Origin of the sequence: Streptomyces flavotricini, from assembly GCF_020639365.1 — a bacterium.
Classification (GTDB): Bacteria; Actinomycetota; Actinomycetes; order Streptomycetales; family Streptomycetaceae; genus Streptomyces; species Streptomyces flavotricini.
In genome coordinates this window covers 3,400,886-3,423,262 of record NZ_JAINUL010000001.1, presented here as the reverse complement: position 1 = coordinate 3,423,262, position 22,377 = coordinate 3,400,886, and the positions used below count along the sequence as shown (strand labels likewise).

Genomic DNA, 22,377 nt, shown 5'->3' with positions numbered 1-22,377 from the left:
CGGCATCCGGGTCGGGGCCGTTCGGCCACAAACGGCTCAGCAGCAGCGGAAGCCCTCGCGGGGGTCCGCCTCGCGGGAGTCCGTACGGGCGCGTTCGAAGGCGCGGCGGGTCATGACCCGCGCGTCCGGGTCGTGCGTACGGGCGTGGGCGACGTAGCGGTCGTACGCCGCCTCGCCCGAGAACTCCCGTACGAAGAACCGCGCCTTCGCCAGCGCCGCGCGGACCCCGCTCACGCCACCGGCTCCTTCACGCGGCCGCCGCCCGAGTCCAGGCCGGCGGCGGCGAGCTCCGCCCGCTCCTCGGGCGTCGCGATGAGCCCGGCCGGGGCGATGATCTTCGACTCGGTCCACGGGACCTCGGACAGCCTGACCGCCTCCGGGTTGCCGGCGGCCTTCAGGCAGGTCCGGGCCGCGTCCAGCAGCACGATGACGATCAGGACCGCGAACAGCGCCGACAGGACGCCGTCGACCGTGGCGTTCGTGACGATCGTGTGCATCTCGCCCATGTTCTTCGCGGGTGGCAGGACCTTCCCGGCGTCGATCCCGGTCTGGTACTTGTCGCGCTGAGCGAAGAAACCGACCTTCACGTCGTCGGAGAACACCTTCTGCCAGCTCGCGGTCAGCGTGACGGCCACGTCCCAGGCCAGCGGGACGCCGGTCACCCAGGCCCACTTGAGCCGCCCGGACTTGACCAGCAGCGTGGTGCAGACGGCCAGCGCCACCGCGGCGAGGAGCTGGTTCGCGATCCCGAACAGCGGGAACAGCTGGTTGATGCCGCCCAGCGGGTCCTTGATGCCGACCCACAGGAAGTAGCCCCAGCCGCCGACGACCACCGCGCTCGCCAGCCACACACCCGGCTTCCAGCTGACGTCCTTGAAGGACTTGTGCACGTTGCCGAGGGTGTCCTGGAGCATGAACCGGCCGACCCGGGTGCCCGCGTCGAGGGTGGTCAGGATGAACAGGGCCTCGAACATGATCGCGAAGTGGTACCAGAACGCCTTCATCCCGGAGCCGCCGACCACGGACGAGAAGATCTCCGACATTCCGAGTGCGAACGTGGGCGCGCCGCCCGTGCGGGACAGCAGGCTGGCCTCCTCCACGTCCTTCGCGGCCTGTGCGAGGAACTCCGGCGAGATGGCGAAGCCGAAGTTCGTCACGGCCTGCGACGCGGTCTCGACCGTGGTGCCGACCACACCGGCGGGGGAGTTGACCGCGAAGAACAGGCCGGGCTCGATGATGCAGGCCGCGATGATCGCCATGACGGCGACGAAGGACTCGGTCAGCATCGCGCCGTAGCCGATGACCCGGACCTGGGTCTCCTTCTGGATCATCTTGGGGGTCGTGCCGGAGGAGACCAGCGCGTGGAACCCGGACAGCGCCCCGCAGGCGATGGTGATGAAGACGAACGGGAACATCGACCCGGCGAACACCGGCCCGTCCCCGCGGGCGGCGAAATCGGTGACCGCGGGCATCTTCAGGGTGGGCATGGCGACGACCACGCCCACGGCGAGCAGCGCGATGGTGCCCACCTTCATGAAGGTGGAGAGGTAGTCGCGGGGCGCGAGGAGCATCCACACCGGCAGCACCGAGGCGATGAACCCGTACGCCACCATCCACAGGACCAGCGTCTCCTTCTCCAGCGTGAAGGTGCTCGCCAGCGAGGAGTCGGCGACCCAGCCGCCCGCGACGATGGCGAGCAGCAGCAGCGCGACGCCGATGACGGAGATCTCGGTGACCCGGCCGGGCCGCAGCACGCGCAGGTAGAAGCCCATGAAGAGGGCGATCGGGATGGTCATGCCGATGGAGAAGACGCCCCAGGGGGAGTGCGCCAGGGCGTTGACGATGACCAGGGCGAGCACGGCCAGCAGGATGATCATGATGGCGAACACGGCGACCAGGGCGGCGGCTCCGCCGACCGGGCCGATCTCGTCCCGCGCCATCTGGCCGAGCGAGCGGCCGTCGCGGCGGGTGGAGAAGAAGAGGGTGACCATGTCCTGGACGGCGCCCGCGAAGATGACGCCCGCGACGATCCAGATGGTGCCCGGCAGGTAGCCCATCTGCGCGGCGAGCACGGGGCCGACCAGCGGGCCGGCGCCGGCGACGGCGGCGAAGTGGTGGCCGAACAGTACGCGGCGGTCGGTGGGGTGGAAGTCGACACCGTTGTCAAGGCGTTCGGCCGGGGTGGCCCGCGTCTTGTCGACCTTCAGGACCCGGTCGGAGATGAAGCGCGCGTAGAAGCGGTAGCCGATGGCGTACGAGCCCAGGGCGGCGGCGAGCAGCCAGGCGGCCGAGATCTCCTCACCGCGCGAGAGGGCGAGGATGCCCCAGCCGAGGGCCCCGATGAGGGCGACGAGGACCCAGACGGCGACGGACTTCGGGCTCACGCCCCCCGACGCCGCCGGGTTCCGCGGCGCGGAAGGCGAGTCCGCCGCCGTGTCCGGACTCGCCGCGTTCCGTTCTGTACCTGTTGCTTCCGGTTCCGGCATGATCCTCGTCCCCTCGTTGATCATCTGCGTAAGCGCAGGGAATCTACGGGGGCCCGCCCGGTGAACGTAAGCCCCCGTCCGCATAGCGGAACGAGAGTCAACTACGAATCAGACGGCGGGGCGCTGGAGTCGGGCGACGAACTTGTAACGATCGCCGCGGTACACCGAGCGGACCCACTCGACCGGTTCGCCGTCGGCGTCGAGGGAGTGGCGGGAGAGCATCAGCATCGGCAGGCCGACGTCGGTGCCCAGCAGGCCCGCCTCGCGCGGGGTGGCCAGGGAGGTCTCGATCGTCTCCTCGGCCTCCGCGAGCCGTACGTCGTACACCTCGGCCAGCGCCGTGTAGAGGGAGGTGTACTTCGCCAGGGACCGGCGCAGCGCGGGGAAGCGCTTGGCCGACAGGTGGGTGGTCTCGATGGCCATCGGCTCGCCGCTCGCGAGGCGCAGCCGCTCGATGCGCAGCACCCGGCCGCCCGTGGCGATCTTGAGGAGTCCGGCCAGGGTGTCGTCGGCCGTCACGTAGCCGATGTCCAGGAGTTGGGAGGTGGGCTCCAGGCCCTGGGCCCGCATGTCCTCCGTGTACGAGGACAGTTGGAGGGGCTGGGAGACCTTCGGTTTCGCGACGAAGGTGCCCTTGCCCTGGATGCGCTCCAGCCGCCCCTCGACGACGAGCTCCTGGAGAGCCTGGCGCACGGTGGTCCGGGAGGTGTCGAATTCGGCCGCGAGCGTACGCTCCGGCGGCACCGGCGTGCCCGGGGGCAGCGTCTCGGTCATGTCGAGCAAGTGCCGCTTGAGTCGGTAGTACTTGGGCACCCGCGCCGTGCGAGTGGCTGCCCCGCCTTCCGGCTCGGTGGTCGCCCCTTCGGTGGACATCGCCGCCCGCCTTCCCGACTCCAGTTTCGCTGCCGTCACCGGCTCCTCCGATATGTGCGGTCACATCGTGACACGGGTGGGAGGACAGGCCTCCTCCCTCCCCCAGGTGTCGGTCCGGTAACGGACCGATCACCCGCTCATTAGACCCTTGACACCCCTAAAGGTCTAGGCCAAGCTCCGGTTACTGGTCTAAACCAATATGGATCAGATCCCGGCCCCACGGGCAGTACTTGGTACGTCACCGCGGCGGGCGAGGGAAGTGCAGAGCATCCCTGAGGAGGGTGGCGTGAAGCGCAAGCTCATCGCGGCGGTCGGAGTCGCGGGCATGGTGATCGGCCTCGCGGCGTGCGGTGGCAACGACGGCGACGACAAGGGCAAGACCGACGCCGGCGGCGCCAAGGAGATCACCGTCTGGGTGATGGACGGCTCCGCCCCGAAGGCTTGGATCGACGCCGTCAACGCCGAGTTCTCGGCCAAGCACCCGGGTGTCACGGTAAAGGTCGAAGAGCAGCAGTGGAAGGGGATCCAGGAGAAGGTCACCACCGCCCTCTCCGAGAACACCCCGCCGGACGTCCTGGAGCTCGGCAACACCCAGACCGCGGGCTACGCCGTCACCGGCGGCCTCGCCGACCTGACCAAGGACAAGGCCAAGCTCGGCGCCGACGCCTGGCAGAAGAGCATGCTCGCCTCGGCCGAGTACGACGGCAAGCTCTACTCCGCCCCCTGGTACGCGGCCAACCGCGTCGTCGTGTACGACAAGAAGGCCTACGCCAAGGCCGGCGTCACCCCGCCGACCACCCGCGACGAGTGGATCGCCGGCCTCGAGAAGCTGAAGGCCGCGGACCCCGCCTCGCAGCCGATCTACCTCCCCGGCCAGAGCTGGTACGTCCTCGCCGGCTTCATCTGGGACGAGGGCGGCGACCTCGCCGTCAAGGACGGCGGCAAGTGGAAGGGCGGCCTCGGCACCCCCCAGGCCGCGTCCGCGATGGAGTTCTACAAGAAGCTCCAGTCGTACTCCACCGCCCCCAAGGACAAGGACGAGGCCACCCCGCAGCAGTCCACCGACGTCGTTCCCAAGGGCGGCGTCTCCTCCTGGATCGGTCTCGGCTGGGAGGCCGGCGGTGCGGAGAAGGCCCTGAAGGACGCGGGCAAGGAAGCCGACTTCGGCTACTTCCCGATCCCGGGCAAGACGGCCGACAAGCCGGGCACCGTCTTCCTCGGCGGCTCGAACCTCGCCGTCGCCGAGCGCTCCAAGAACAAGGAGCTCGCCAAGGAGTGGCTGGCCCTGGCCGCAGGCAAGGACCAGATGACGAAGTACGCCGCCGAGACCAAGGGCGCGCTGCTCCCGAACCAGGCCGGCGCGAACTTCACCCCGGCCGCGGGCTCCTTCGCCGAGGCCATGGGCAAGGGCGGCGTCAACGGCCGCATCACCCCGGTCACCCCGGGCTGGGCGAACGTCGAGACCGAGCCCAACCCGCTCAAGGAGTTCATGACCAAGGTCCTGAAGGGTGAGGACGCCGCCAAGGCGGGCGCGGACGCGGACAAGGAAATCGCGAACCGCATCAACAAGTAGCACGTAGCACCGGGGGTGCGGCCGGCGCCCACGCGCCCGCCGCACCCCCGGTCGCGCATTGACAGACCTGTGCGACGCCCGACCGCAGCCGAGGTAACCAAGACATGACCGTGCACTCCCAGGGAGCGGTGACCGCTCCACAGGACGCACCACCGAAGTCCGCCGGAGGGCAGCAGACGCCGCCCATGACCAAGGGGGCCGGCCCGTCGGCTCCGCGCCGGGGCAGAAAGCCGCTTCCCGCCGGCTGGCTGCCGTACCTCCTGATCGGACCCGCGGTCCTCAGCCTGGCCACGCTGCTGCTGTACCCGCTGATCAAGAACGTGATCCTGTCGTTCCAGAAGGTCGACAAGATCGAGTTCATCCAGCGGAAGGCACCCTTCAACGGGGTCGAGAACTACACCCAGCTGCTGGGCGACGCGCACTTCTGGACCGTCGTCGTGCGCACCTTCGCCTTCACCGCGGCCAACGTCGCGCTGATCATGCTGATCGGCAGCCTCGTCGGCATCCTGCTGAACCGCCTGGGCAAGTGGATGCGCCTGGTCCTGTCGATGGCCCTGGTGATGGCCTGGGCCATGCCGATCGTCGCGTCCGTCACCGTCTTCCAGTGGCTGTTCGACGAGCAGTTCGGCGTCATGAACTGGGTCATGCGCACCCTCGGCTTCACCGGCTACGAGCAGCACAACTGGTTCGAGTCCGGCTTCTCCACCCTGGTGATCGTCACGGTCCTGGTGGTGTGGGGCTCCGTCCCCTTCGTCGCCCTCAACATGTACGCCGGCCTGACCACCGTCAGCGGCGAGCTGTACGAGGCCGCGCGGATGGACGGCGCGAACGGCTGGCAGACCTTCTGGCAGGTCGTCTTCCCGAACCTGAAGCCGTTCTTCACCGTCACCACCTTCCTCGAGGTGATCTGGGTCTTCAAGGCCTTCACCCAGGTGTACGCGATGAACCGCGGCGGCCCCGACCGCGCCTCCGAGACCCTGCCCGTCTTCGCCTTCGTCGAGGGCCAGAGCCAGGGCCACTACGCGCTCGCCGCGGCGATCTCCGTCCTGACGATCGTGATGCTCGTGATCGTCATGTCCTTCTACTTCCGCCTGATCCTGAAGCAGGAGGAGGAGCAGTGAGCACCACCACCGCCCCGAAGCCCGCACCCGCCGCGCCGAAGCCCGCGAAGCCCGCCCGGCAGCTGCGCAAGCGCCGCCCGCTGCGCCCCGCCACGGTGGCGAAGAACCTGGGCGCGCTCGTCGTGGCCGTGGTCTTCGTCTTCCCCGTCTACTGGATGTTCTCCTCGGCGCTCAAGCCGTCCGGGCAGATCCTCTCCAAGGACCCCGTCTTCGTCTTCACCCCGACGCTGGACAACTTCACCAAGGCCACGGGCGTCGAGCTGTTCTGGACGTACGTGACGAACAGCCTGCTCGTCACCGTCGGCGCCGTCGTGCTGGCCCTGGCCGTGGCCCTCGCCGCGAGCTTCGCCATCGCCCGCATGAAGTTCAAGGGCCGCAAGGGCCTCGTACTCGGCGTGATGATGGCGCAGATGGCCCCCTGGGAGGTCATGGTCATCGCGATGTACATGATCGCCCGCGACGCCGAGATGCTGAACAGCCTCCCGCTGCTGACCGCGATCTACTTCGTGATGGTCCTGCCCTTCACCATCTGGACCCTGCGCGGCTTCATCGCCGCCGTCCCGGTGACGCTGGAGGAGGCCGCCCAGATCGACGGCTGCACCCGCGGCCAGGCCTTCCGCAAGGTGATCTTCCCGCTGCTCGCCCCCGGCCTGATGTCCACCTCGCTCTTCGGCTTCATCACCGCCTGGAACGAGTTCGCGATGGTCCTGATCCTCAACAAGGACAAGACCGCGCAGACCCTGCCCCTGTGGCTGACCCAGTTCCAGACCGCCTTCGGCAACGACTGGGGCGCGACCATGGCCGCCTCCTCGCTGTTCGCCGTCCCGGTCCTGGTGATCTTCGTCTTCCTCCAGCGCAAGGCCGTCGGCGGCATGACCGCCGGCGCAGTGAAGGGATAACGCCGCATGACCCTCCTTGCGCACGGCGCCGACACCTTGACCCGCGACGCCCTCGCGGTCCTCCAGCCCGGCTTCGAAGGCACCACCGCCCCCGCGTGGCTGCTCCGCCAGGTGGGCGAAGGGCTCACCGCCGTCGGCCTGTTCGGCCGCAACATCGCCTCGCCCGAGCAGCTCGCCGCGCTCACCGCGCAGCTGCGCGCCGAGCGCGACGACGTCCTGGTCGCCATCGACGAGGAGGGCGGCGACGTCACCCGCCTGGAGGTCCGGGGCGGTTCGTCCTTCCCCGGCAACCTGGCCCTCGGCGCCGTCGACGACACCGGCCTCACCCGGGACGTGGCCCGCGAGCTGGGCCGCCGCCTCGCCGAGTGCGGGGTCAACCTCAACTGGGCGCCGTCCGCCGACGTCAACTCCAACCCGGACAACCCGGTCATCGGCGTACGGTCCTTCGGCGCGGACACCCGCCTCGCCGCCCGGCACACCGCCGCGTACGTCGAGGGCCTGCAGGCCGCCGGAGTCGCCGCCTGCACCAAGCACTTCCCGGGCCACGGCGACACCAACGTCGACTCGCACCACGCGCTGCCGCGCATCGACGTGGACCTGGACACGCTGGTCGCCCGTGAACTGGTCCCGTTCAAGGCGGCCATCGAGGCCGGCACGAAGGCCGTGATGAGCGCGCACATCCTGGTGCCCGCCCTGGACCCGACCCGCCCGGCCACGCTCAGCCCGCAGATCCTGACCGGGCTGCTGCGCAAGGAGCTCGGCTACGAGGGTCTGATCGTCACCGACGGCATGGAGATGAACGCCATCGCCGGGACGTACGGCATCGAGCGCGGCTCGGTCCTCGCCATCGCGGCGGGCGCCGACGCGATCTGCGTCGGCGGCGGGCTCGCCGACGAGGCCACCGTGCTGCGGCTGCGCGACGCCCTGGTCGCGGCCGTACGGGAGGGCGCGCTCCCGGCGGAGCGGCTCGCCGACGCCGCCGCCCGGGTGCGGGCGCTGGCCTCATGGACCCGGCAGGTCCGGGCCGCCGCCGCGCCGGGCGCGCCGCAGGAGGGGAGCGCGCCCGGCATCGGCTTGGCGGCGGCCCGCCGCGCGCTGGTCGTCACGGGCACCGCCGGGCCCGTGACCGCCCCGTACGTCGCCACGCTCGCACCCGTGGCGAACATCGCGGTGGGCGACGAGACCCCGTGGGGCGTGGCGGCCGAACTGGCCGCGCTGGTACCGGGAACCGTCTCGGGGGTGTTCCCCGAGGGGGCCACGGCCGCCGACGTGCTCGCGGCGGCGGGGGAGCGCACCGTCGTGCTGGTGGTCCGCGACGCGCACCGGCACCCGTGGATGGCGGCGGCCCTGGAGGCGCTGGTCGAGACCCGCCCGCAGACCGTCGTCGTCGAGATGGGCGTACCGCGTGCCGAGCCCCGCGGGGCGCTGCACATCGCGACGCACGGTGCCTCGCGGGTCTGCGGCAGGGCGGCGGCGGAGCTGATCGCCGGGGTCTGACCAGCCCCGGAGCTCCCGGTCCGCCCTGTCCCGTGCCCCCAGGACACCCTGTCCCGGGGGCACGGGCACACCCGGGCCCCGTACGGGCTGCGTGCGGTTCGCGGGGTCTGTGGGGGCCCCGGCGGCTGTACGGACGCGCAAGGGCCGGGCCCCCTCGGGGAGCCCGGCCCTTCGTACGCGTGGGAAGGTGCCGCCTAAAGCCCCTGCCACGCGGGCTTGTTGGCGTAGGTGTGCCGGAAGTAGTCCGCGAGCTTCAGCTTCGACGCCGCCGCCTCGTCCACGACGACCGTGGCATGGCCGTGCAGCTGCAGCGCCGAGGCCGGGACCAGCGCGGACAGCGGGCCCTCGACGGTCTGTGCGACGGCTTCCGCCTTGCCCTCGCCGGTCGCGAGCAGCACCAGGTGCCGGGCGTCGAGGATCGTCCCGATCCCCTGCGTGATGACGTGGTGCGGCACCTGCTCCATGTCGTCGTCGAAGAACCGCGCGTTGTCGACGCGCGTCTGCTCCGTCAGCGTCTTGATCCGGGTGCGCGACGCCAGCGAGGAGCACGGCTCGTTGAAGCCGATGTGCCCGTCCGTGCCGATGCCGAGCAGCTGCAGGTCGACCCCGCCCGCCTCGGCCAGTGCGCGGTCGTACGCCTCGCACGCGGCCACGATGTCCTCGGCGGAGCCGTCCGGGCCCATGAACGAGGCCTCGGACAGGCCCAGGGGCTCCACGACCTCGCGCAGCACGACCGCGCGGTAGGACTCCGGGTGCCCGGCCGGCAGGCCGACGTACTCGTCGAGCTGGCAGATCCGCGCCCGGGAGGCGTCGACCTCGCCGCCCCTGACCTTCGCGGCCAGGGCCTCGTAGACGGGCAGCGGGGTGGAGCCGGTCGCCACGCCGAGCAGGGCGTCGGGCTTGCGGCGGACCAGGGCGGCCATGGCCTCCGCGATGAGCTCGCCGCCTGCCTTGGCGTCGGGGACGATGACAACTTCCACGCGGGGCCTGCCGATCTGGAGTGGGACGGTGTGGTATAGACCAATCTAGCAGAGGCGGGGCGCCTGTGGCCGGTCCGTGCCCACTCCCGTTCGCTTCCGTCCGCCCCCGCCCTCCACTTCCATCGTCGGCCTCACCGCCGGGACCCGCAGCCCGGTCCGGCCCGGGCCTCCCCGCCCTCCGGGTGGACGGCGCCGCCTCGCGGACACCCCGGGGCCGGACGGGCGGCGCTCAGAGCAGCGACAGCTGCAGGCCGCCCGTCGCGTCCAAGTGCTGGCCCGTCACCCAGCGGGCGTCCGCCGAGGCCAGGAAGGCCACCACGTCGGCCACCTCCTCCGCCGTGCCCACCCGCCCGAAGACGGAGCGGGAGGCCGCGTGCGCCCGCGCCGCGGGGTCCTCCAGCCAGCCGGCGCTGAGCTCGGTGTCCGTGATGCCCGGGCCCACCGAGTTCACGGTGATCCCGCGCGGGGCCAGTTCGGCGGCGAGCGAGCGGGTCAGCGCGTTCACCGCGCCCTTGGCGGTGATGGTGGCCAGGATCGCCGGCAGGGCGATCTCCGGGGTGCCGGTCACGTTCACGATGCGGCCCCCGTCCCGCAGCCGCTCCAGGCCGTGCTTGATCACGAAGAAGGGCGCCTTCGCGTTGAGCGCGTGGACGCGGTCGTACGTCTCCTCGTCGGTGTCCGCGAGCCCGGCGAAGGTGGCGGCGCCCGCGTTGTTCACCAGGATGTCGACCCCGTCGGTGTGCAGCGGGTGCTCCCCGTACGCGGCCCACAGCGCCCGCGCGTCGCCCGGCACCCCGAGCTCGGCCCCGATCGCGAACGCCCGGCCGCCCGCCGCCCCGATCGCGGCGACCGTCTCCTTCGCCGCCGCCTCGTTGCGCCCGTAGTGCACGGCGACCAGCGCCCCGTCCCTGGCGAGCCGCTGGGCCACCGCCCGCCCGATCCCCCGGCTGCCGCCCGTGACCAGTGCCGTCTTCCCCTTGAGCACGCCCATGACGCGCCCCCCTTCAGCATTCGCTAGTGGTCGCTACAGAAAGGGACCGTACCAGATTCCATAACGCCCGCTATAGAATCGGCGCATGGTGACCGGACAGCGCGGCAGGCCGCGCTCCTTCGACCGCGACGCCGCCCTCGACAAGGCGATGCTGGCCTTCTGGGAGCGCGGCTACGAGGCGACCTCGATCTCCGACCTGACCGCGTCGCTCGGCATCGGCGCGCCCAGCCTGTACGCCGCCTTCGGCGACAAGCGCAAGCTCTTCGACGAGGTCGTGGTGGTCTACGGCGGCCGGTACACCGATTTCGCCCGCGCGGCCCTGGCCGAGGAGCCCACCGCCGGGGCGGGGCTGCGCCGCGTCCTGCGCGAGGCCGCGCAGATCTACACCGACCCGGCCCACCCGCCGGGCTGTCTGGTGATCAGCGCGGCCGTCAACACCACCTCGCAGGAGGTCGCGCAGGCCCTGCGCGAGCGCCGCGACGCCAACCTGGAGATGTTCGAGCGCAGGATCCGGGCCGATGTCGCCACCGGGGCGCTGCCCGCCGGCACGGACGCCCAGGCGCTGGCCCGCTACGCGCTGGCGGTGCTGATCGGGATGTCCCAGCAGTCGCGCGACGGCGCGAGCCGGGAAGAACTGGAAGCCGTGGCGGAACTGGCGATGGGGGCCTGGCCGCGGTAGGTCCGGCGGGCGGGGAAAGGCCCCGGGAATCGCGCCGCGGGAGTCGCATTCCTCTGGGCCACGGTGCCGGGTCGGGACCCTCAACCCGTCCGGCACCGTAGCCCGGAGTACTTACGGCCGGCGGGTGTGCGGTTCCCGGCGGCCGGTGGGAGGTGCCAGCGCGGTCAGGGCAGAGCGCGCGGCTTACCTCGATCCGTCCTCCTGTGCGGGGAGGGCGGAAGCATAAGGCAATTGTGGACTAGACCAATCTGTTCTGTCCATCCAATGGCGGGCTCCAGGATCCCGTCACTTCATCCAACAGTACGCGGCCGGAGTGCCTCCTGGATACTCCTGAGTAGTCGCGGTGGGGAAAGTCATGGCCCATACCCGGGGTACGCTCGGCCCGTGCCCTCCATGAACGACCTCGTACGCCAGCACACCGCTCTCAGTGAAACCGACCTGGAGTGGCTCCACCTGCTGGTCTCGGAGTGGCAGCTGCTCTCCGACCTGTCCTTCGCGGACCTCGTGCTGTGGGTCCCGACCCTCGACGGCACCCGGTACGTCTCGGTCGCGCAGATGCGCCCCAACACCGGCCCCACCTCGTACCAGGACGACATGGTCGGCCACCTGGTTCCGCGCGGGCGGCGCCCGCTGCTCGACGCCGCGCTCGACGAGGGCCGGATCGTGCGCGAGGGCGACCCGGAGTGGCGCGAGGAGGTGCCCGTCCGCGTCGAGTCCATCCCGGTGCGCCGCGAAGGCCGGGTGCTCGGGGTGATCGCCCGGAACACCAACCTGCTCACTGTGCGTACACCGAGCCGGCTGGAGCTCACCTACCTCCAGTCCGCCTCCGACCTGGCCCAGATGATCGCGGCCGGCTCCTTCCCGTTCCCCGGCCAGCAGGTCGACATGGACGCCTCCCCGCGAGCGGGGGACGGCCTGATGCGGCTCGACGCCGACGGCGTGGTCACCTACGCCTCCCCGAACGCGCTGTCCGCGTACCACCGGCTCGGCCTCGCCGCCGACCTCGTCGGCCAGCACCTGGGCACCACCACCTCCGAACTCGCACCCACCCGCGGCCCCGTGGACGAGGCGATCGTCAAGCTCGCCAGCGGCTGGGCCCCGCGCGAGACCGAGGTCGAGGGCAACGGCGGGGTCATCCAGCTGCGCGCCATCCCGCTCAAGCCCAAGGGCGTACGGATCGGCTCCCTCGTCCTGTGCCGGGACGTGACGGAACTGCGCCGTCGCGAACGCGAATTGATCACCAAGGATGCGACCATCCGGGAGATCCACCACCGGGTGAAGAACAACCTCCAGACCGTGGCGGCGCTCCTGCGGCTGCAGGCCCGCCGGATGGATTCCGAGGGTGGCCGTGAGGCGCTCAACGAGGCCGTGCGCCGGGTCGGTTCGATCGCGATCGTGCACGAGACGCTCTCTCAGAACCTGGACGAGCGCGTCGAGTTCGACGAGATCGCCGACCGCGTGATCGCGATGGTCGCGGAGATCTCGCCGGGCAAGGTGGAGTGCCGGCGCACCGGCAGGTTCGGAATCCTGGACGCGGAGGTCGCCACTCCGCTGTCGATGGTGCTGACCGAGATCCTCCAGAACGCCCTGGAGCACGCCTTCACCCAGGGGGAGGGCGGCCGGGTCGAGGTGTCCGCGATCCGCACCGGCTCCGGCCGCGCGGACGGCCGGCTGCTGATCACCGTGCTCGACGACGGCTCGGGTCTGCCCGAGGGCTTCGACCCGCAGCGCGCCGGGAACCTCGGACTCCAGATCGTCCGGACCCTGGTCGAGGGCGAACTCGGCGGCACGTTCGACATGGTCCGGGCCGAACCGCGCGGCACCAAGGTCGTCCTGGACATCCCGGCCAGCCCGCAGAAGTGACGAACGTTCCGTCACTCAACGTGACGGTACCGGGGCGGATTCACCCCGGACAGCACTGAGCCCCGGACCGAAGACTTCTCGGTCCGGGGCTCAAGAGCACGTTGCTGAGCGCTGGTGTGGTGTTGCTACGCGCTGCGGCTCGAGGCTCGAAAGTCGACGTCAGGCGGTGGCGTTGCGCGCCCGATTGCGAGCGGCGCGGCGCTTCATCGCGCGGCGCTCGTCCTCGCTGAGACCGCCCCAGACGCCGGAGTCCTGACCGGACTCGAGCGCCCACTGCAGGCACTGCTCCATGACGGGGCAGCGGCGGCAGACGGCCTTGGCTTCCTCGATCTGCAGCAGCGCAGGACCGGTGTTGCCGATGGGGAAGAAGAGTTCCGGGTCTTCCTCGCGGCAAACGGCGTTGTGACGCCAGTCCATGGCTGCTCCATCTCCTTGTATTGCGGGCAGGTTGCTTGTGAATGTGAACGCTTTCACGAATCCCCCCGTGAGGGAAGGGCGACCGGCCAGTTTCCTGGAAGGTCAGTCAGGGACTCGTGGAGGGGTTCTGGCGGTCTGTGTGGGTGCCGGGTTCTGCGGGCTGTCCCGATCGCCATGAAGAGATTCGCAAACCTCGGACGGGGATACAACCCCTTCCGGAAAGTTTTTTTTGATTCGTCGGTGTCTACTAGGTCACAGCCCTACATCGTGAGGGTGGACCGGCGTGTAAACGTTCGAGTGAAAGGACTTTAGGCCCTTCCACTCACACAATCACACGCAGTGCCCGGCGTACGCCTGTGAACCGAACGCTGGTGCGCAGACCGAGGTGGTCTCCGTCCATCTGGAACGGAAGGGGAACCTTCGAATGCAAGGTGAAGTCCGTCAGATCGTGCAGAGACACCGCGTGCTTGCCGCGCGGGCCGCGCTCAGGAGTCGAGGTCAGGAGCTGTGTCGCGTAGCGGGCGACGGTCGGAGTTGACAAACGGTTGAGTGCCAATACGTCAAGCGCAGTATCGAACGACGCCTCCGGGGAGGCGTAAATCGGGCGATTGCCCAGATACGTCCACGGCGAGGTGTTGCAGACTATCGACAGCACCAGATCCGTCACGGGATCCGCGCCGGGACGCTCCAGCGTCACCGCGCCGTGGCGCCGGTTCGGCTCCTCCCAGAACTGGCGCATCAGCTGTCGTACATACAGGGCGTGCGTCGAACGCTTGCCGCGCTCCCGCTGCTGCTCGACCCGGCCCACCACCCCCGCGTCGAAACCGAAGCCCGCGCAGAAGGTGAACCAGCGCGCCGGAACCGACTCGTCCTCCGTGCCCGGAGTGCCGGCCGCCAGCCCGAGCCCCACCGTCCGCTCGCGCTGCTCCCGCAGCGCGTCGAGCAGGGCGCCGGTCGCCTCGACCGCGTCGTTGGGCAGTCCGAGCGCGCGGGCGAACACGTTGGTCGAGCCGCCGGGGACCACCGCCAGCCGCGGCAGCCGTTCCGGGTCCGGCCCGTTGTGCAGCAGTCCGTTGACCACCTCGTTGACGGTGCCGTCCCCGCCGAGCGCCACCACGAGGTCGATGCCGTGCTCGGCCGCCCTGCGGCCCAGGTCCCGGGCGTGCCCCCGGTACTCGGTGGTCACCGCCTCCAGCTTCATCTCGCTGGCCAGGGCGTGGGTGAGGACGTCGCGCGTGCGCGCACTGGTGGTCGTTGCTGCTGGATTGGCCACGAGAAGTGCACGCATGACCGCCAGCCTACCGACCCGTACGGACGCCGCCCATACTGCCCGTCCCGTACGGGACCGAGGGGGCGCGGCTACCCTGCTGGGGTGAGTACGAAGCCCACCCCCGCCCCGGCCCAGCCGACCGCCCCGCTGCCCCGGCGGCTCACCGCCGCCGCCGCGCTGACCGCGCTGGAGGGGCTGGCCCTGGCCGGCCTCGGCGCGTACATGCTGTTCGTGGGCATCGCCGGCGACCCCGACTCCCCGCAGCAGGCCGAGACCGGCGGGATCACGCTGTTCCTGCTCGCCGCGCTGCCGCTGGTCGCGGCCCGCGGGCTGCGGCTGGGCCGGCGCTGGAGCCGCGGGCCCGCGCTGATCACCCAGCTGATGGCGCTGCCGGTGGCCTGGACCCTGTACTCCACGGGCGGGGCGATGATCGCCGCCGCCGTGGCGCTGGCCGTGGCCGCGGTGGCCGTCTCGGCCCTGCTGGTGAACCCGACGGCGACCGAGGCGCTGGGAATCGGGCCCGGCGAGCAGACCCGATAGCCCGTTTCCGTTCCTACTCCTCGACGAGGAGCTTCTCGCGCAGCTGGGCCAGGGTGCGGGCCAGCAGCCGGGAGACGTGCATCTGGGAGATGCCGACCTCCTGTGCGATCTGCGACTGGGTCATGTTGCCGAAGAACCGCAGCAGCAGGATCCGCTTCTCCCGCGGGGGCAGCCCCTCCAGGAGCGGCTTGAGCGACTCCCGGTACTCGACGCCCTCCAGCGCCTCGTCCTCCGCGCCCAGCGTGTCCGCCACCGCCGGCGACTCGTCGTCGGTGTCCGGGACGTCGAGGGAGAGCGTGCTGTAGGCATTGGCCGATTCCAGTCCCTCCAGCACCTCCTCCTCGGAGATCCCGAGCCGTTCCGCGAGCTCGTGCACGGTGGGGGAGCGGCCGTGCTGCTGGGACAGCTCCGCCGTGGCCGTGGTCAGCGAGAGCCGCAGCTCCTGCAGGCGCCGCGGCACGCGTACGGCCCAGCCCTTGTCGCGGAAGTGCCGCTTGATCTCGCCGACCACGGTGGGCGTCGCGTACGTGGAGAACTCGACCCCGCGGTCCGGGTCGAAGCGGTCCACCGACTTGATCAGGCCGATGGTGGCGACCTGGGTCAGGTCGTCCAGCGGCTCACCGCGGTTGCGGAACCGCCGGGCGAGGTGCTCGACCAGCGGCAGGTGCATCCGCACGAGCCGGTTGCGCAGCTCCGCCTTCTCCACCGAGCCGTCGGGCAGCGCCCGCAGCTCGATGAACAGGGCCCGCGCGCCGCTGCGGTCGCGCGGATCGGGCAGCACCGGGGGCGCAGGCGGCAGTGGCGTGTCCGCCTCCGGCTGTCCCCCCACCGGTTCCGGTTCCGTGTCCGGGGTCGTGGCAGCGACCCCGGGTGGTTGTGAGACGTGTGGTTCTTCGTGCTGGTTCTCGCTCATAGGGCCCGCCCGTCGCTCCGCCGAGTCCAAAAAGCCGTATTCCGCATCCGCGTCAGCCGGGTGCGGCCGGGCGTGCTGCTGCTCCGGGATGCCGCCGTCGACCTCGTGCAGTACCCGGGGCCGATCCCCGCCCCGCACCGGGATCTCCCCGCCGCTCACGCCGGGCCTGGACCCGCGCCGCGCTGTTTGTAGAGGCTGATGCTCACCGTCCGGTCCGCCTCGACCGTGGACTCGACCTTGCCGGCCAGCGCCGACAGGACGGTCCAGGCGAACGTGTCGCGCTCGGGCGCACGTCCGTCCGTGGTCGGTGCGGAGACCGTCACCTCCAGCGAGTCGTCGACCAACCGGAACACGCAGCTGAGGACGGAGCCCGGCACGGCCTGTTGAAGCAGGATCGCGCAGGCCTCGTCCACCGCGATGCGGAGGTCCTCGATCTCGTCGAGGGTGAAGTCCAAACGTGCCGCGAGACCGGCCGTGGCCGTTCGCAGCACCGACAGGTAGGCACCCGCAGCGGGCAGCCGGACTTCCACGAAGTCCTGGGTCCCGGGCTCGCCTGCGATCTGGGACACCCTCACCTCCAAGGTGGTACGAGCTCTGTTCGCCGGTGACGCTATCGCGATCCGGGCGATCGTGTCGCGGCACCCCTCATGGGGCCCGTTCCAGGTACCCCCGCCTACGGCCGGTGACTGATGGTATGCCCTCGGGTACGCACAGTGGCTAGGGGTCTGCGGGCCCAAATCAGGGGAACCGGCGGAGGGTTGACCTACCCCGCCTCAGACGATCGAACCGTCGGGATAACACCACCGCCAGGTCTCGCCCGGCTCGAAGCTCCGCATGACCGGATGGCCGGTGCTCTGGTGGTGCGCGGTGGCATGCCGGTGCGGGGAGGAATCGCAGCATGCCACGTACCCGCACTCCAGGCACATCCGCAACTGCACCGGGTGGCTGCCCAGCACCAGACATTCGGAGCATGTCAGGGCACTCGGGACGGGCTCGGGGCGCGGCAGTTCGGCAACGTGGGTGCACTCGCTCATGATGGCCAGCGTACTGACGTGCGGGCGCCTCAGGACGACATGCCGGTCAGCGACGACGAGCGAGGATGGATCTTCGATGGAGGTATTGCCGCTGGTGGCGCTGGTGGCGGGCAGCGCGGTCGTTGCCGGGGCCGCCCGGTGGACCCGGGTACCCGCGCCCCTGCTGCTGGTCGCCGCCGGTCTGATGGCCGCGTACGTCCCGGGCGTACCCTCGTACGCCCTGGACCCGCACATCGTGCTGCCGCTGCTGCTCCCGCCGCTGCTGTACACGGCCGCGGTGGACAGCTCGTACCTGGACCTGCGCGCGAACATCCGGCCCGTGGCGCTGCTGTCGGTCGGGTACGTGCTCTTCGCGACGGTCGCCGTCGGGTACGTGGCGTACCTGGCGGTGCCGGCGCTCTCGCTGCCGGTGGCGCTGGTGCTGGGCGCGGTGATCGCGCCGCCCGACGCGGTGGCGGCGACGGCGATCGCCCGCAAGCTGGGGCTGCCGAACCGGATCACGACCATCCTGCAGGGCGAGTCCCTGGTGAACGACGCCACCGCGATCACCGCGTACAAGGTCGCGCTGGCGGCGGCGGTCGGGGCGAGCGCCGGCTGGGCGGGCGGGATCGCGGAGTTCCTGCTGGCCTCGGTGGGCGGCGTCGGCGTCGGCCTGGTGCTGATGGTGCCGATCCACCACCTGCGCAAGCGGCTGCGGGAGCCGCTGCTGCAGAACACCCTGTCGCTGCTGATCCCGTTCGTGGCGTACGCGGCGGCCGAGCGGGTGCACGCCTCGGGCGTGCTCGCCGTGGTCGTGGTCGCCCTGTACCTGGGGCACCGGAACTGGCAGGTCGACTTCGCGACCCGGCTCCAGGAGGAGGCGGTGTGGCGGATGGTCGCCTTCATCCTGGAGTCGGTGGTCTTCGCCCTGATCGGCCTCCAGCTGCCGGTGGTCCTCAAGGGGCTCGCCGAGTACGAGGGCTGGGACGCGGCCTGGTACGCGCTGGTGGTGTTCGTGGCGGTGGTGGTGGCCCGCTTCGTGTGGGTGTTCCCGGCGACGTTCGTGCCGCGGCTGTCGGAGCGGATCCGGACACGGGAGCCGGACATCAGCTGGAAGTCGCCGGTGGTCGTCGGCTGGGCGGGGATGCGCGGGGTGGTCTCGCTGGCGATCGCCTTCTCGGTGCCGATCAGCGTGCCGCACCGGAACCTGATCCTCTTCCTGACCTTCACGACGGTGATCGGCACGCTCGTGGTGCAGGGGCTGACGCTGCCGCCGCTGATCCGGCTGCTGCGGCTGCCGCAGCGGGACGCGCAGGCGGAGACCCTGGCGGAGGCCCAGGCCCAGAACGAGGCCTCGCGCTCGGCGGAGGACCGGCTGGCGGAGCTGCTGGCGGAACCGGAGAACGCGCTGCCGCCGCCGCTTGCGGAGCGGCTGCGCACGGTCATGGAGCGCCGCCGCAACGCGGTCTGGGAGCGGCTGGGCGAGGTCAACCCGGTCACGGGTGAATCGGCGGACGACGTCTACCGCCGCCTGGCCCGGGAGATGATCGCGGCCGAACGCGAGGTCTTCGTGCACCTCCGTGACGACCGCCGCATCGACGACGAAATGCTCCGCAGCCTCCTGCGCAGACTGGACCTGGAGGAGGCGGCGGCCTACCGCGAGGAAGCGGCCTGACTCGCGCGTGCGGGGGGACGGGGCGGACGCACCGACCGTCATGGGCGGCCGCTGACGGACGACCGTTATGGGCGGCCGGTGACGACGGCCGTCAGGGTCGTGCCCGGGGGGAAGGCGCCCGATTCCGCGAGCGCCGCCAGGGCCCACAGCAGTTTGGCCACGTAGACGCGCTCGACGGGGAATCCGTGCCGCTCCCCGAAATCCGCGGCGAACGCCTCCAGCCGTGCGGGTACGCGGGCGTAGCCGCCGTGGTGGAACCCCTCCGCCAGGCTCCACGCCCCGGCCGGTCCGCCGAAGGCCGCCTCCTGGAGGGAACGTATCTCCGCCCCCAGGAACCCACCCGCCAGTACGGGCACGCCCAGCGCCCGCTGCCCCGGCCCCAGTCCCGCCGCGAGCCCGGCCAGCGTGCCGCCCGTACCGCAGGCCACGGCGACCACGTCCGACACGCCCCGCAGCTCGCGCCCCAGCTCCGCGCACCCCTCCAGCGCGAGCGCATTGCTCCCGCCCTCGGGGACGACGTACGAGGACCCCGCCCCGGCCTCCGCCAGCATCCGCCCCAGCACTTCGGACTCGGCCTTGCGCCGGTACTCCGCACGCGTGACGAAGTGGAGCCGCATCCCGTCCGCCGCGCACCGCGCGAGCGAGTCGTTGAGCGGCCGCCCCGCGAGTTCGTCGCCCCGGACGATCCCGACGGTCGCCATCCCCAGCAGCCGCCCGGCGGCCGCGGTGGCCCGCAGATGGTTGGAGTACGCCCCGCCGAACGTGGCGAGCCCGGGGAAGCCGCCCTCGACGGCGGCCCGCAGATTCGGCGCGAGCTTGCGCCACTTGTTCCCGGGCAGCTCGGGATGGACCAGGTCGTCGCGCTTCGCCAGCAACCGCACCCCGTACCGCCCGAACCGCTCGTCCTCCACCTCCACGACCGGCGAAGCCGGCCGGGGCCGCAGGATCGAGCCGAGGTCAGGGGAGTGGTTCACCCACCCATTGTCCGCCCCGCGCCGCCGGCCGGGAGGCGGAGGTGGACGTACGGGACCGTCGCGCCGCCGAGGGTGTAGCGGTCGGATTCCGTGAAGCCGCGCGACTGCGCGAAGCGCAGGCCGGATGCGTTGGAGGCCAGGACGATCGTCTCGATCGTGGCGGGGGCCGGGACGAGGGCACGCGCCTCGGCGAGGCCGTGGGCGTAGAGCGCGGAGCCGAAGCCCTGCCCGCGGTGGGCGGGCAGGATCCGGGCGATCACGGTGGCCACCGACGGGGCGTCGGCCGTGGGCCGCCGCACGGTCGTGCAGCCGACGAGCACGTCCCCCGCGTACGCGACGTCCAGGAGGTGGCGCCCGGCCCGCTCGCGCACCTCGTCCAGGGTGAGGGCGTCCGGGGGAACGATCAGGTTGTGGACGTGGCGCCAGTCCTGCAGGGACGCTTCGTCAGCCACCCGTTCGATTCGTAGATCATCGGTCATCGGATCAGGGAAGCCCGTGGATCTTCCCGGCGTCAACCCTCTTATTTGAGGCGCTCTCCCACCCGGGCGCGGAACGCGTCCATCGTGAAGCCCTTCGGGTCGATCTTGCCGGGCTGCCACTCCAGGTGGCCGATCACCGAGCGTTCGGTCCAGCCGTGGACCCGGCACAGGGCCGCCGCCGCACGGGCCATGGCGTCCAGCTGGACCTCCGGCCAGGGGTCGTGGCCGTCGCCGAGGTTCTCGCACTCGAAGCCGTAGAAGTGCCGGTTGCCGTCGGTGTTCGCGCGGCGGTCCGGAGGGAGCCGCTTCTCCGCGATCACCGCCGCCAGGACGTCGGAGTCGCCCGCCCCGGCGTGGTTGGCGCGGCCGTAGCCGACCAGGTGGACCCGGCCGTCCTTGGTGATCACGCCGTGGCAGAGCGGGCCGGGGAGGTCCTCGTCCCCGTCGCGGCAGAGCTCGACGGTGAACTTCGTGCCGTGCGTGACGGTGTGGTGGATCATCACCCCGTTCACCGGGCCCCACGGGCCCTTGTGATTGCGGTTGTGGGTGCGCCAGGCGCCGACCTCGACGACGGTCAGGCCCTCGTTCCGCAGTGCGCCGATGAACCGGTCCGCGGACATGGGTGCGGACATGGCCGCCTCCTCTCCGGGTGCGCGATGGTCACCTTGCGTGTCCACCTCGTTGCTCTCCGGTGTAGTGGAGGCAGCCCCTCCGGGCTAGTGTTTTCGTACGGCGAGCGAGCCGATCCGGACACTCGTCCCGACCGGCCCACCCGTCACGGGGTTATGCGGAGGCCGATCCCGAGGCCGGTCCGGAGGTCGGTGCGGAGGCCTCGGCCGAGGCCAGCCACAGGTCCGGGCCGAACACCTCGTAGTGGATGTCCGAGGCCGGGACGCCCTTGGCGAGCAGCTGTTCGCGCACGGCCCGCATGAAGGGGAGCGGCCCGCACAGGTACGCCGTCGTGCCCGGGGCCAGCGGTACGTCCGCCAGGTCGAGGCGGCCCTCGCCGTCGCCCGGCTCGGCGGCGGCCTCGTACCAGAAGCGGGCCGAGGCGTCGGCGAGCTTGTGCGTCAGGGCCCGGTGGTCGGCCCGCAGTGCGTGGTCGGCGGGGGAGCGGTCTGCGTGCAGGACGGTCACGGGGGCGGCGTGGCCGGTGTCGGCGAGGTGCTCCAGCATCGACAGCATCGGGGTGCAGCCGATCCCGGCCGAGGCGAGCAGGACCGGCGCGGTGGAGTCCCGCAGGACGAAGTCGCCGTACGGGGCCGAGACCCGCAGGGTGTCCCCGGTCGCGGTCCGGGCGTGGAGGTGGTTCGAGACCTCGCCGTCTGGGCCCTCGCCGTGGACCCGCTTGACGGTGATCGAGCGGACGGGGGAGCCGGGTGCGCTGGAGAGGCTGTACTGGCGTATCTGCCGGGACCCGTCGGCCAGTTCGACCTGGACCGAGACGTACTGGCCCGGCTTGAAGGAAGGGGCCGGGGAGCCGTCCGCCGGGGCGAGGTGGAAGGTGGCGCAGTCCGCGGTCTCCTCGACGCGGGCGGCCACCGTCCAGGCGCGCCAGACGTCGCCGGCGAGGACCTGCTGCTCGGCGTAGAGCCGCTCCTCGATGGCGATCAGGGCGTTGGCCATCAGCCAGTAGACCTCGTCCCAGGCCTCGGCCACCTCCGGGGTGACGGCCTCGCCGAGGACCTCGGCGATCGCCGCGAAGAGGTGGCGGTGGACCACCGGGTACTGCTCGCGGGTGACGCCGAGGGAGGCGTGCTTGTGCGCGATCCGCTGCAGCATCACGTCGGGGCGGGTGTCCGGGCGGGCGACGAGGTGGGTGGCGAAGGCGGCGATGGAGCCGGCGAGGGCCTGCTTCTGCAGGCCCGCGTTCTGGTTGCCGCGGTTGAACAGGTCGCGGAGCAGCTCGGGGTGGGCCGCGAACAGCTTCGTGTAGAAGAGGTCCGCGATGTCGCCGATGGCCGCGCCGACGGCGGGCAGGGTGGCGCGTACGGTCTCGGTCGACTTCTCGGACAGCATGGGGGCTCCTCTTCGATGCTTCGGATCTTCGGGTGGGTTGTCGGCGGCGGCCGAGCGGCTAATAGGTATCTGGGATGCTTATTTTTGGGTGCGGATCCGCCCGGGTACACCCGTT

The 22,377-nt window shown here is 71.2% G+C and carries 22 protein-coding genes; 8 read left to right on the top strand and 14 right to left on the bottom strand.

Annotated features, from left to right (window positions below):
• Positions 1-36 precede the first annotated feature (36 nt).
• The 3 genes from K7B10_RS15220 to K7B10_RS15210 all read right to left on the bottom strand — a co-directional run bounded on the left by K7B10_RS15220 (position 37) and on the right by K7B10_RS15210 (position 3,359).
• On the bottom strand, positions 37-234 hold the full coding sequence (locus K7B10_RS15220) for a CstA-like transporter-associated (seleno)protein (RefSeq protein WP_229336575.1): 198 nt from the start codon (positions 232-234) through the stop codon (positions 37-39).
• On the bottom strand, positions 231-2,486 hold the full coding sequence (locus tag K7B10_RS15215) for a carbon starvation CstA family protein (RefSeq protein ID WP_267501398.1): 2,256 nt from the start codon (positions 2,484-2,486) through the stop codon (positions 231-233). Before K7B10_RS15215 ends, K7B10_RS15220 begins: the two co-directional genes overlap by 4 nt.
• 108 nt (positions 2,487-2,594) lie before the next feature.
• Positions 2,595-3,359, bottom strand: coding sequence for a GntR family transcriptional regulator (locus tag K7B10_RS15210; protein WP_030153577.1), 765 nt, complete (start codon positions 3,357-3,359; stop codon positions 2,595-2,597).
• Between the two features lie 286 nt (positions 3,360-3,645).
• Between K7B10_RS15210 and K7B10_RS15205 the strand changes: the two genes are divergently transcribed.
• The 4 genes from K7B10_RS15205 to K7B10_RS15190 all read left to right on the top strand — a co-directional run bounded on the left by K7B10_RS15205 (position 3,646) and on the right by K7B10_RS15190 (position 8,449).
• Positions 3,646-4,932, top strand: a complete 1,287-nt coding sequence (locus K7B10_RS15205) for an extracellular solute-binding protein (RefSeq protein ID WP_229336573.1) — start codon at positions 3,646-3,648, stop codon at positions 4,930-4,932.
• Positions 4,933-5,036: 104 nt separating this feature from the next.
• A complete protein-coding gene (locus tag K7B10_RS15200) occupies positions 5,037-6,053 on the top strand; it encodes a carbohydrate ABC transporter permease (RefSeq protein WP_229336572.1) in 1,017 nt (338 codons plus the stop codon).
• A gap of 62 nt (positions 6,054-6,115) precedes the next feature.
• Positions 6,116-6,952 carry a carbohydrate ABC transporter permease gene (locus tag K7B10_RS15195; RefSeq protein WP_229345072.1) on the top strand — a complete coding sequence of 279 codons (837 nt, stop codon included), beginning with the start codon at positions 6,116-6,118 and terminating at the stop codon, positions 6,950-6,952.
• 6 nt (positions 6,953-6,958) lie between these two features.
• The gene (locus K7B10_RS15190; RefSeq protein ID WP_229336571.1) at positions 6,959-8,449 is read left to right on the top strand and encodes a glycoside hydrolase family 3 protein; all 1,491 of its coding nucleotides are present in this window, start codon (positions 6,959-6,961) and stop codon (positions 8,447-8,449) included.
• 194 nt (positions 8,450-8,643) lie between these two features.
• Here K7B10_RS15190 and nagB read toward each other — a convergent pair whose 3' ends face one another.
• Both nagB and K7B10_RS15180 read right to left on the bottom strand, forming a co-directional pair.
• A complete protein-coding gene (gene nagB / locus K7B10_RS15185; RefSeq protein ID WP_229336570.1) occupies positions 8,644-9,429 on the bottom strand; it encodes a glucosamine-6-phosphate deaminase in 786 nt (261 codons plus the stop codon).
• A 229-nt stretch (positions 9,430-9,658) separates the two neighbouring features.
• Complete coding sequence (locus K7B10_RS15180; protein WP_229336569.1) at positions 9,659-10,420, bottom strand: SDR family NAD(P)-dependent oxidoreductase; 762 nt, start codon at positions 10,418-10,420, stop codon at positions 9,659-9,661.
• 85 nt (positions 10,421-10,505) lie between these two features.
• On the opposite strand from K7B10_RS15180, the gene K7B10_RS15175 reads away from it, so the two are divergent.
• Together K7B10_RS15175 and K7B10_RS15170 are read left to right on the top strand one after the other, a co-directional pair.
• The gene (locus K7B10_RS15175) at positions 10,506-11,099 is read left to right on the top strand and encodes a TetR/AcrR family transcriptional regulator (protein ID WP_229336568.1); all 594 of its coding nucleotides are present in this window, start codon (positions 10,506-10,508) and stop codon (positions 11,097-11,099) included.
• 393 nt (positions 11,100-11,492) lie between these two features.
• A complete protein-coding gene (locus K7B10_RS15170) occupies positions 11,493-12,962 on the top strand; it encodes a sensor histidine kinase (RefSeq protein WP_229345070.1) in 1,470 nt (489 codons plus the stop codon).
• Between the two features lie 159 nt (positions 12,963-13,121).
• Here K7B10_RS15170 and K7B10_RS15165 read toward each other — a convergent pair whose 3' ends face one another.
• Positions 13,122-13,379, bottom strand: a complete 258-nt coding sequence (locus K7B10_RS15165; RefSeq protein WP_004937597.1) for a WhiB family transcriptional regulator — start codon at positions 13,377-13,379, stop codon at positions 13,122-13,124.
• A gap of 322 nt (positions 13,380-13,701) precedes the next feature.
• Positions 13,702-14,667, bottom strand: a complete 966-nt coding sequence (locus K7B10_RS15160) for a diacylglycerol/lipid kinase family protein (protein ID WP_030859344.1) — start codon at positions 14,665-14,667, stop codon at positions 13,702-13,704.
• Positions 14,668-14,751: 84 nt separating this feature from the next.
• On the opposite strand from K7B10_RS15160, the gene K7B10_RS15155 reads away from it, so the two are divergent.
• The gene (locus K7B10_RS15155; RefSeq protein WP_229336567.1) at positions 14,752-15,189 is read left to right on the top strand and encodes a hypothetical protein; all 438 of its coding nucleotides are present in this window, start codon (positions 14,752-14,754) and stop codon (positions 15,187-15,189) included.
• Positions 15,190-15,202: 13 nt separating this feature from the next.
• Here K7B10_RS15155 and K7B10_RS15150 read toward each other — a convergent pair whose 3' ends face one another.
• The 3 genes from K7B10_RS15150 to K7B10_RS15140 all read right to left on the bottom strand — a co-directional run bounded on the left by K7B10_RS15150 (position 15,203) and on the right by K7B10_RS15140 (position 17,136).
• The gene (locus K7B10_RS15150) at positions 15,203-16,261 is read right to left on the bottom strand and encodes an RNA polymerase sigma factor SigF (protein WP_229336566.1); all 1,059 of its coding nucleotides are present in this window, start codon (positions 16,259-16,261) and stop codon (positions 15,203-15,205) included.
• Positions 16,258-16,671 (bottom strand): ATP-binding protein, encoded by a 414-nt coding sequence (locus K7B10_RS15145; protein WP_229336565.1) that lies wholly within the window; start codon positions 16,669-16,671, stop codon positions 16,258-16,260. The genes K7B10_RS15150 and K7B10_RS15145 overlap by 4 nt, the downstream gene beginning before the upstream one ends.
• A 204-nt stretch (positions 16,672-16,875) precedes the next feature.
• On the bottom strand, positions 16,876-17,136 hold the full coding sequence (locus tag K7B10_RS15140; RefSeq protein ID WP_229336564.1) for a UBP-type zinc finger domain-containing protein: 261 nt from the start codon (positions 17,134-17,136) through the stop codon (positions 16,876-16,878).
• Between the two features lie 76 nt (positions 17,137-17,212).
• Between K7B10_RS15140 and K7B10_RS15135 the strand changes: the two genes are divergently transcribed.
• Positions 17,213-18,790 carry a Na+/H+ antiporter gene (locus K7B10_RS15135; RefSeq protein ID WP_229336563.1) on the top strand — a complete coding sequence of 526 codons (1,578 nt, stop codon included), beginning with the start codon at positions 17,213-17,215 and terminating at the stop codon, positions 18,788-18,790.
• 65 nt (positions 18,791-18,855) lie between these two features.
• Here K7B10_RS15135 and K7B10_RS15130 read toward each other — a convergent pair whose 3' ends face one another.
• From K7B10_RS15130 to K7B10_RS15115, 4 genes are all read right to left on the bottom strand, one after another.
• Positions 18,856-19,764, bottom strand: a complete 909-nt coding sequence (locus K7B10_RS15130; RefSeq protein ID WP_229336562.1) for a 1-aminocyclopropane-1-carboxylate deaminase/D-cysteine desulfhydrase — start codon at positions 19,762-19,764, stop codon at positions 18,856-18,858.
• Positions 19,761-20,216 carry a GNAT family N-acetyltransferase gene (locus K7B10_RS15125; protein ID WP_308284582.1) on the bottom strand — a complete coding sequence of 152 codons (456 nt, stop codon included), beginning with the start codon at positions 20,214-20,216 and terminating at the stop codon, positions 19,761-19,763. The genes K7B10_RS15130 and K7B10_RS15125 overlap by 4 nt, the downstream gene beginning before the upstream one ends.
• A 68-nt stretch (positions 20,217-20,284) precedes the next feature.
• On the bottom strand, positions 20,285-20,875 hold the full coding sequence (locus tag K7B10_RS15120) for an N-acetylmuramoyl-L-alanine amidase (protein WP_229336560.1): 591 nt from the start codon (positions 20,873-20,875) through the stop codon (positions 20,285-20,287).
• A gap of 151 nt (positions 20,876-21,026) precedes the next feature.
• Positions 21,027-22,262, bottom strand: a complete 1,236-nt coding sequence (locus tag K7B10_RS15115) for a globin domain-containing protein (RefSeq protein WP_229336559.1) — start codon at positions 22,260-22,262, stop codon at positions 21,027-21,029.
• Positions 22,263-22,377 lie beyond the last annotated feature (115 nt).

Bases quoted from the DNA above. Each gene is read 5' to 3' on its own strand.
- K7B10_RS15175 (WP_229336568.1), top strand. From the start codon at position 10,506: ATGGTGACCGGACAGCGCGGCAGGCCGCGCTCCTTCGACCGCGACGCC.
- K7B10_RS15210 (WP_030153577.1), bottom strand. From the start codon at position 3,359: ATGTCCACCGAAGGGGCGACCACCGAGCCGGAAGGCGGGGCAGCCACT.
- K7B10_RS15160 (WP_030859344.1), bottom strand. From the start codon at position 14,667: ATGCGTGCACTTCTCGTGGCCAATCCAGCAGCAACGACCACCAGTGCG.
- K7B10_RS15140 (WP_229336564.1), bottom strand. From the start codon at position 17,136: ATGAGCGAGTGCACCCACGTTGCCGAACTGCCGCGCCCCGAGCCCGTC.
- K7B10_RS15165 (WP_004937597.1), bottom strand. From the start codon at position 13,379: ATGGACTGGCGTCACAACGCCGTTTGCCGCGAGGAAGACCCGGAACTC.
- K7B10_RS15115 (WP_229336559.1), bottom strand. From the start codon at position 22,262: ATGCTGTCCGAGAAGTCGACCGAGACCGTACGCGCCACCCTGCCCGCC.
- K7B10_RS15190 (WP_229336571.1), top strand. From the start codon at position 6,959: ATGACCCTCCTTGCGCACGGCGCCGACACCTTGACCCGCGACGCCCTC.
- K7B10_RS15215 (WP_267501398.1), bottom strand. From the start codon at position 2,486: ATGCCGGAACCGGAAGCAACAGGTACAGAACGGAACGCGGCGAGTCCG.
- K7B10_RS15120 (WP_229336560.1), bottom strand. From the start codon at position 20,875: ATGTCCGCACCCATGTCCGCGGACCGGTTCATCGGCGCACTGCGGAAC.
- K7B10_RS15170 (WP_229345070.1), top strand. From the start codon at position 11,493: ATGAACGACCTCGTACGCCAGCACACCGCTCTCAGTGAAACCGACCTG.
- K7B10_RS15180 (WP_229336569.1), bottom strand. From the start codon at position 10,420: ATGGGCGTGCTCAAGGGGAAGACGGCACTGGTCACGGGCGGCAGCCGG.
- K7B10_RS15135 (WP_229336563.1), top strand. From the start codon at position 17,213: ATGGAGGTATTGCCGCTGGTGGCGCTGGTGGCGGGCAGCGCGGTCGTT.
- K7B10_RS15200 (WP_229336572.1), top strand. From the start codon at position 5,037: ATGACCGTGCACTCCCAGGGAGCGGTGACCGCTCCACAGGACGCACCA.